This window comes from Alloalcanivorax profundimaris, from assembly GCF_015265435.1.
Classification (GTDB): domain Bacteria; phylum Pseudomonadota; class Gammaproteobacteria; order Pseudomonadales; family Alcanivoracaceae; genus Alloalcanivorax; species Alloalcanivorax profundimaris.
Map to the genome: position 1 here is coordinate 106,106 of NZ_JABJWH010000033.1, position 8,560 is coordinate 114,665.

Annotated in this window: 6 protein-coding genes; 3 read left to right on the plus strand and 3 right to left on the minus strand. The window is 66.4% G+C overall.

All coding sequences use genetic code 11. From position 1 onward, the window contains the following. Positions 1–67: 67 nt before the first annotated feature. A complete protein-coding gene (locus tag HMJ39_RS14340; RefSeq protein ID WP_228462380.1) occupies positions 68–2,758 on the plus strand; it encodes a TonB-dependent receptor in 2,691 nt (896 codons plus the stop codon). Here HMJ39_RS14340 and HMJ39_RS14345 read toward each other — a convergent pair. Genes HMJ39_RS14345 through exbB form a run of 3 tightly spaced genes read right to left on the minus strand, consistent with a single transcriptional unit; the run spans position 2,742 to position 4,947 of the window. Further along, positions 2,742–3,734 (minus strand): energy transducer TonB family protein, encoded by a 993-nt coding sequence (locus HMJ39_RS14345; RefSeq protein ID WP_194297820.1) that lies wholly within the window; start codon positions 3,732–3,734, stop codon positions 2,742–2,744. The genes HMJ39_RS14340 and HMJ39_RS14345 overlap by 17 nt on opposite strands. Beyond that, positions 3,727–4,161 carry a TonB system transport protein ExbD gene (exbD, locus tag HMJ39_RS14350; RefSeq protein WP_161383329.1) on the minus strand — a complete coding sequence of 145 codons (435 nt, stop codon included), beginning with the start codon at positions 4,159–4,161 and terminating at the stop codon, positions 3,727–3,729. The genes HMJ39_RS14345 and exbD overlap by 8 nt, the downstream gene beginning before the upstream one ends. A 3-nt stretch (positions 4,162–4,164) precedes the next feature. Then, complete coding sequence (gene exbB, locus HMJ39_RS14355) at positions 4,165–4,947, minus strand: tonB-system energizer ExbB (RefSeq protein WP_323370913.1); 783 nt, start codon at positions 4,945–4,947, stop codon at positions 4,165–4,167. Positions 4,948–5,226: 279 nt separating this feature from the next. Here exbB and HMJ39_RS14360 point away from each other — a divergent pair, with 279 nt between their 5' ends. After that, positions 5,227–7,812: a PKD domain-containing protein gene (locus tag HMJ39_RS14360; protein ID WP_194297822.1), complete on the plus strand. Its 2,586-nt coding sequence runs from the start codon at positions 5,227–5,229 to the stop codon at positions 7,810–7,812. A 145-nt stretch (positions 7,813–7,957) separates the two neighbouring features. After that, a partial coding sequence (locus HMJ39_RS14365; protein WP_194297823.1) for an IS4 family transposase occupies positions 7,958–8,560 on the plus strand: 603 nt, incomplete at its 3' end.

Sequence of the window (8,560 nt, forward strand, 5' to 3'; positions counted from 1 at the left end):
ACACAGGAGCATGACACCAACCTTTTTCCCGCCAGGGCGCGGACTCCGGTCCGCGCCGGTCTGGCTATTGGCCTTTTTTCTGCTACTGACGGCGGGCGCCCGCGCCCAGGAGGACGCCGGCCAGGCCCGGTTCGACATCCCCGCCCAGCCGCTGCCCGCCGCCCTGGACAGTTTTTCCCGCCAGTCCGGCTACCAGGTGTCCGCGGACGCCGGCGACCTGGCCGGCCAGCGCTCCCACCCGGTGAACGGTGACCTGACGGTGTCCTCCGCCCTGGACCGGTTGCTGGCCGGCACCGGCCTGAGCTGGTACTTCGGCGCCGGCCGCACGGTGGTGGTGCGCGGGCCGGTGGCCCTGGGCGACGCCCAGATGCTGCCGGCGGTGAAGGTGCAGGGCGATGCCCCCCGCCAGGCCGCCGCCGCGGACCGGCCCTACGCCACCGCCGGTTCCTCCGCCTACATTGGCAAGAAGGACATCGAGCGCTTCAGGGGCCTGTCCGTGGGCGATATGTTCAAGGGCACCACCGGCGTGCTGGTGGCGGAGAACCGCAACAGCGGTGGCCTCAATATCAACATTCGCGGCATGCAGGGCCAGGGCCGGGTGCCGGTGCTGGTGGATGGCGCCCGCCAGGAGACCACCGTCTACCGGGGCTATGCCGGCGTCACCAGCCGCAGCTACGTGGACCCGGACCTGATCGGCGGTGTGGAAATCGACAAGGGCCCGACCATGGGCGCCAGCGGCACCGGCGCCATCGGCGGTCTGGTGAGCATGCACACCCTGAACGCCGACGACATCGCCAAGCCCGGCAACGACTGGGGGCTGCGCCTGCGCGGCAGCCTGGTGGGCAACAACAGCGGCTCGCCGGCGCCCATCGGTACCCAGGCGGGCTACAACGTGGGCGGCCTGGCCACGCCTTCCCATTACCGCACCGACTGCCAGGCGGGCAGCACCCTGTGCGACGGCATCTATAACCTGAACAACGCCTACCCGCCGGATGGCTCCATGGACCGCCCGGGCCTGCTGGACTTCGACGGCCACGCCGGCAGCCTGGCGGTGACCCGGCGCCTGGCCGGCGCCGACCTGGTGGCCGCTTACGCCCAGCGCCGCCAGGGCAACTACTTCGCCGGCGAGCACGGCCCCACGCCGACCCTGGATTTGTCCGACCGCATCGACCGGGGCTTCTACACCGAGATTCGCCCGGAGGTGGACGGCGCCTCCCGCGTTCGCGGCGGCGAGGAAGTGGTCAATACCCACTTCGAAAGCGAGTCGGTGCTGCTCAAGACCCGCCTTTACCCCAGCGACGAGCACACCCTGGATCTCAGCTACCTGCGCTATGACAGCGAATACGGCGAGCTGATGCCCTCGGAGCTGCTGTGGCTGGGCCGCATCAAACAGACCCGGGCCTCCGAGGTCACCGCCAACACCTACACCGCCCGTTACCAGTGGCAGCCGTTCGATAACGACTGGCTGGACCTGGACTCCCACTTCTGGCACACGGACACCGAGAGCCGCAACAACAGCTACTCCGACGAGATGCTGGAACTGCTCAACGGCCGGCCGGGCACGGAGATTTATCAGCGCTGGGGCGGCGATGTGAGCAACACCACCTCGATAACGAGCCTGGGCGATCTGCAGTTCCGCTACGGGCTCGCCTGGCAGCGCGAGGACGTTGAACCCAAGGATGATAAGGTTGGCGAGGATTTCGCTATGCGTGACGGCGAGCGGGAGGAAACCAGCGGCTTCCTGGCCATGAAGTGGACCTTCGTGCCCACTCTTACCCTGGACGCTGGAATCCGCTACACCCGTTACCAGACGGAGGACAATACGCCGGTGGAAGTGGACGATCAGGCTAGTGAATATTGCGTGGACGGCGATGACGATGGCCTTTGTGACCCGCTCTACAACGACTTCAGTGGCTCCGGCTCCGCGCCCATGGCCAGCCTGCTGTGGGAGCCCCTAAGGGGGCTGCAGTTCTTCGCCAAATATTCCGAGGCACTGCGCATGCCGAGTCTGTTCGAGACCACCAGTGGCTTTTCCGTGGCCGCGGTGCCCGGCCAGCGCATCAAGCCCGAGCGCGCCAAGAACAAGGAAGTGGGCATGAACATCCTCAAGGACGACCTGTTCGCCGGCGGCGACGCGCTGCGATTCAAGCTGGCGTACTTCGAGAACCGCACCGAGGATTACATCACCCGCACCATCCCCAACACCTGGGACAACACCAGCATCGGCCAGAACGCGGCGCTGTTCCGCATCCAGAACCTGGAAAGCGTGGAGTTCCATGGCCTGGAGCTGTCCCTGGAATACGATCTGGGCTGGGTCTACACCGAGCTCGGCGGCACCCGCTACAACGACATCGAGCTGTGCCATGAAGGCAGCTATCGGCGCCAGCGCTGCACCGACTACGGGGTGGCGAGCAGCTACATCAACAACATGATTCCGCCCAAATGGCAGGCCAACGCCACCCTCGGCTTCCGCCTGTTCGACCGCACCCTGGAAGTGGGCGCGCGCAACACCTGGATGGGCGCCCGCAACCGGGTGCCGGAGTACAACGACCAGACCGCCGGCCGCTTCGCGCGCCCGATTCCCTGGCACAAATATTCGATCCTGGATGCGTTCGTGACCTGGACGCCCAACGACACCCTGTCCGTGGATTTCAACGTGGACAATGTCACCGACGAGTATTACCTGGACGCCCTGAGCCTGGGCATGGTGCCGGCGCCGGGCCGTACCGCCCGGCTCGGTGTCACCGTGAATTACTAAGAAAGAACTCCACCGGCACCACGAACTCCAGCCGTTGCCCGGCCAGCTCCTTGGGCGGGCGCGGCAGCGGTTCGATGCGGTGGATCAACGCCAGGGTTTCCCGGTCCAGCAGTTCGTAGCCGGAACCACGGGTGATGCTGGCGGCCAGTACCCGGCCTTCCATGTTGGTCTCGAAACGAAGGTAGCTGACACCTTCCTGGCGCAACCGCTGCGCCCGTGAAGGATAGCGCTTGGCCTCGGCGAGCCGGCGCAGCAGGGCGTCGCGCCAGCTCGGCACCTGGTTAAGATCGGCTCTGGGCCGCTGCATGCCCTGGCGGGGGGCCGCCGCCTGTTCCGATTGCAGGGCGGCGTCCGGTGGCGCGCTGGCGGTGGAGGCCGTGGCGTCTCGGGAAGCTTCTTCCGGGGACGGCGGTTCCGCCGCTTGCTCGGTGGGTTGCGGCTCGGGCGTCGGGTCCGGTTGGGGCTGAGGCTCTTCTTGTTCGGGCTGAGGCTCTTCTGGTTCAGGCTGAGGCTCCGGTTCGCGCTGAGGCTCCGGTTCGGGCAGTGCCACCTCCGGCTCGGCATGGGCCGGGGGCTCCGGGGCCGGGGAGGGGGGCGTGACCGGTTCCGGCGGGGCCGGTTCGGGCTGCGGTTCCGGTCGCGGTTCCGGGGGTGCCGCCCGGGATGCCTGGTTGGCCTGGCTTTCAGGTCCCGGTGGCAGGTCCGTGGGATTGGCCGGGGAGCTGGCCACCGGCGCCAGCTCCACCACCATGGCCGCCGCCGGGGCGCTGTCCATCGCCGGCGGCGGCGCCCGCCACAGCCACCAGCCCAGTGGCGCCGTGTACACCAGGGTCACCAGCAGCGCGGAACTCAGCCAGCGGCGGGTGTCCGCGTCCAGGCCACGGCGCCCCAGGCCGGCGCCCAGCATCAGGCTGGGCGGCAGGTCCAGAGGGGCCACCGGCTTGAGCGCCGGCCCCGGCCGGCTCAGTTCATTCATCGCCGGCGCTCCCGCCCGGGCCTTCCCGGGCCACCAGGGCCACCTTCAGGTAGCCGGCCTCGCGCAGGCGGTCCAGGGTGCCCATCAGGGTCTGGTAATCCACCCGGCTGTCCGCGCGCAGGAAAATTCTCGGGTCCTCGCGGCCGCCGCTGGCCCGGGCCAGCGCCGCCGCCAGGCCGCCGTCGGCCACCGGGGTTTCGCCCAGGGTCAGGGTGTGGTCCTCGGCCAGGGTCAGATAGAGCGGGTCGTCCGGCCGGTCCTCCGGCGTGGCGCTGGCCGCCGGTAGATCCACCTTGATGTCCACCGTGGCCAGCGGCGCCGCCACCATGAAAATGATCAGCAACACCAGCATCACGTCGATGAACGGGGTGACGTTGATCTCATGGTTTTCCGCCAGTTCGTCGTCCTGGTCGATGCGCATGCCCATGGCTTAGCCCCCGGCCACCGCCGCCAGCCCCCGGCCCTGGCGGCTCAGATCCCGGGACACCAGCCGCAGCACCGCCGCGCTGGTGTCACCCACCAGGGCGCGGTAGCCCTGGATGCGGCGGGCGAAGTGGTTGTAGATCACCACCGCCGGAATCGCCGCCACCAGCCCCAGGGCCGTGGCCAGCAGCGCCTCGGCGATGCCCGGCGCCACCACCGCCAGATTGGTGGTGTTGGCCTGGGAGATGCCGATGAAGCTGTTCATGATCCCCCACACGGTGCCGAACAGGCCCACGAACGGCGCCGTGGCGCCGATGGTGGCCAGCACCCCGGTGCCCCGGCTGGCGCGTCGGCCGCTGGCCGCCGCCAGCCGCTCCAGGCTGGCCGCCACCCGCTCCTTGAGGCCGTCACGGTCGTCCAGGGCGCCGCCGGACAACCGCCATTCCTCCCGCGCCGCCGCCAGAAAGGCGTCCGCGCGCGGCTCGATTTCCGCCGCCTCCAGGCTCGGTGCCTGGGACAGCGCCACCAGCGCGCGCTTCTGCCGGCGGGTCAGCAGTGCCAGCTCCCGGCTCTTGGCCACCAGCACGATCCAGGTGATCAATGACGCCACCAGCAGGCCGATCATCACCGCCTTCACCACCCAGTCCGCCTGCCGGAACATGCCCAGCGGCGTCAGATCATGGGGCAGGGTGTCGGCGCCGGCCGGCGACGCGGCGGCGGGGGCCTCCATCGCCGGGGCGGTGGCCGGCTCTCCAGCGTCGCCGCTGGCGGTGTCGTCGACGGTCGTCACCGTCGTTGTTTCCCCGCTCGCCGGGGCCGGCTGGGCGCCGACGGGCGCCCCGATCAGCAAAAACAGAACAGCGAACAGCGCGACGCCGCGCCGTGCCAGACTTCGTTGCAACATGCGTTCTTCCCAAGGTGATGCATCCACCCTAATAACGAAGCCCGCGCGGGGATTTTTCAGCGCCAGGCCGCTGCCCTGAAAAATACCCGCCTCTCAATCGTTATAGGGCTGTAAATGAGAATCACCCTCAACCGGGTGCGACGCTTTCTTTGGGAGACTCCCCTTATGGCCCTGCTGATCAGACCGATATCCCTGTTTTGCTTATTGCTGGTGCTCGCCGCCTGTGGCGGCGGCGGTGGTGGCGGAGGCGGCGGTGACGCCGTGGACCGCCCCCAGGCCCGCGCCAGCGCCGACACCACCGAGGTGAACGCCGCCGAAGGCACCGTGCACCTGGATGGCGGCGAGAGCACCTCGCCCAACGGCGACATCACCTCCTGGCAATGGCGCTTCCTGAGCCGCCCGGACGGCAGCGAAGCCACCCTGGACGGCGCCGACACCGCCCAGGCCAGCTTCACCCCGGACCTGCCCGGCACCTACGTGATCCAGCTGGTGGTCAACGACGGCACCGCCGACAGCGGCGACGGCTCGTCCAGCCGCGTCACCGTCACCGCCCTCAATCCCAACCCGCTGGCGGTGGTGCCCAACGAGATCAACTGGATCCTGGGTACCGTGCAATTGGACGGCTCGCGCAGCCTGCCGCCGGACGGCGGCGATGCCGGCCAGCTGGTTTATGACTGGACCCTGACGCAAAAGCCGGACGGGAGCGCGGCGGAACTGGACGATGGCAGCCAGATCTATCCGCGCTTCACCGCCGATGAAGTTGGCGTCTATCAAGCCCGGTTGGTGGTGCGCTATGGCGATAAGGTGAGTCAGCCGGACACCGTGAACATCAATATCGTGGAGGCCAACGCCATTCCGGTGGCGCGCATCGACGCGCCCAGCGATGTCACCCGAGGCGACACGGTGACCCTGGATGGTAGCGGCAGCGAGGACGCCGATGGCGACAGCCTTCAGTACCGCTGGCGCTTTATCCAGAACCGGCCACGGGGTTCCAGTGCCGAACTCAGCAGCACCGACCGCGCGGAGACCACCTTCGTGGCGGATTCCGCCTATGGCACCGGCCGTTACAACGTGGAGTTGTGCGTGTTCGACGGCACTTCGCGCAACTGCACCGACACCCGTATCGAGGCGGCCCCGGCCACCGGGGGCGCCAACACCGCGCCGGTGGCGGAGATCAACCCGGGCAACGGCGATACCTTCGAAGCGGAACGCGGCGCGGAGGTCACCGTGAGCAGCGGTGCCTACGACGTGGACGGCGACGCCCTCACCCATGAGTGGGAATTCACCGATTACCCGAGCGGCTTCGACCCGGAAAGCGCCAACGGCCTGGAACCGAGCAGCTACTGTTCCGCTACCTATTGCCCGGCCACGTTCACCCCCACGGTGGATGGCGACTACACCGTGCAACTGACGGTTTCCGACGGGCAAGCCAGCGACACCACCACGGAAACCTTCACCGCCCGCCTGGGCGCTAACCGGGAACCCTCCGCCCGGGCGGCCATCGCCGGCGGCACGCCCACCACCCTGGTGGGGAACCCGGTGACGCTGGACGGAGAAGACAGTTCCGATCCGGATGACAACCGTCTGAGCTATCAATGGACCATTATCCAGCGCCCCGACGACAGTCAGGCGCAACTGCAACGTCCCAACACCGCCTTACCGACCCTGACCCCGGATCGGGCCGGGGCCTATGTGGTATCCCTGGTGGTCACCGATGAACATGGGGCCACCAGCAACTATGTACCGGGTAACAGCCTGTACGAAGTCACGGTGCTTGCCAAAACCGAAAACAACGCGCCCATCACCCGGATATACAAAGCCACCGCGGGCATTGCCGACTATGAGAATCGCGCCAACCCGGGGCCGCAACATCCACACTACGATACGGCGCAACCCTTCGTCATCACGAACCAGTGGCTTGAGGGTGACCGAAACGAGTTCCGGGCTGACCGATTCAAACTGGAAGCGGACAGCACCGATCCGGACGGCGATACGCTCAGTCACCTCTGGACCCTGGTCAGCGCGCCGGCGGGCAATCGGATGCAGGTAAACGGGTCCTCCGGCATGGACGGCGTCTTTGGCGATAATACCTGTGTGGAAGCCTGGACGCCGGTGAGCGAGGAGACCTGGCAGGCCTTCAGGGAACGTATTGAGGCGTACACGGAATGGCCCTGTTCAAAGCCCGCCTTGTCGCCCACCGAGCCGGGCGTCTATGTCTTCGAGTATCAGGTCTACGACGGCAGTGAGTTCGCCGGACCGTTCACGGCCACGGTACATGCCGTGGAGCGGGCGAATTACCCGACGTTGCTGATGGAAGTCCCTTCAAAAAATCTAGCGGCGGAGCCGTCCAGTGTTGATGTGCAGACGTTTTTCCCGCTTACCATAGGCAATGCATTTGGTGCCTCGCACGTCTACCCCTGGAAGGGGCCGGAAATTGAAGTGCAACGTTTCCGGCTCACCGCCTTCGGCGGCGACTACACGCTGATGAACGTGGAAACCGGGTCCGAGAACATGAATTACAGTTCCTTGTTCCTGGATACGGCCACCGGTGAAACCGTGGGTAATGGCTATCTCATCGCCGAGGGGGAAACCGTGGAGCTTGTCTATAAAGTGGAGATCACGGGGGAGACACCACCTTCCAGCTTTAGTGAAGCCTTTCAGATTCTGCAACGTTTGCGGTCCGCCAATATCCGGGGCAGCTTCAGTGTGCAGGAGAGGCCGGGCTGGACGGTAACAATCGAAGGTTATTAAGCCTTTCTCCTTTTTCCCTTCCAACATGAACCGGCCCCCTGGGGCCACTGCTGTCCCACAGTTGAAGGGACATAAAGAAAAAGCCTGAACCACCCGGGTACAATGTTTTTGTCGAGAAAACCTTGTATTCCGGGAGGTCCAGGCTTTGTCACATCATAACACCGCGTTTCACCAACTGCTCAAGCCCCTGTCCAGACATGACTTTGAGAGACTGGCGCGGGAGCACCATCGCGGGCAGAAACTGCGCTCGGCGTCGCGCTGGGATCAGTTCGTCGGCATGGCCATGTCGCAGCTCTCCGGTCGGCAAAGCCTGCGGGATATCCAGTCGAACCTGGAAAGCCAGCGCCACAAGCTTTACCACCTGGGCGCCAAGCCGATCCCGCGTTCGACCCTGGCCCGGATCAATGAGAAGCAGCCGGCGGCGTTGTATCAGGCCCTTTTCGGGCGATTGCTGCAGCACTGCAAGAGCCTGCCGGGGCGGCACAAGTTCCGCTTCAAGAACCCGCTTTACTCACTGGATGCCAGCGCCATCGATCTGTCGCTGAAGCTGTTCCCGTGGGCCGCCTATCGGCCGGACGCGGGCAACATGAAACTGAGCGTGGGGCTCAACCACGGCACCGATGTACCGGAGTTCGTGGCGGTGAGTGACGGCAACGAAAACGATCTGGTGCAGGGACGGCGGTTCGCCTTCCCGAAGAGCAGCATCGTGGTGTTCGACAAGGGGTATGTGGATTACGGCTGGTATAAG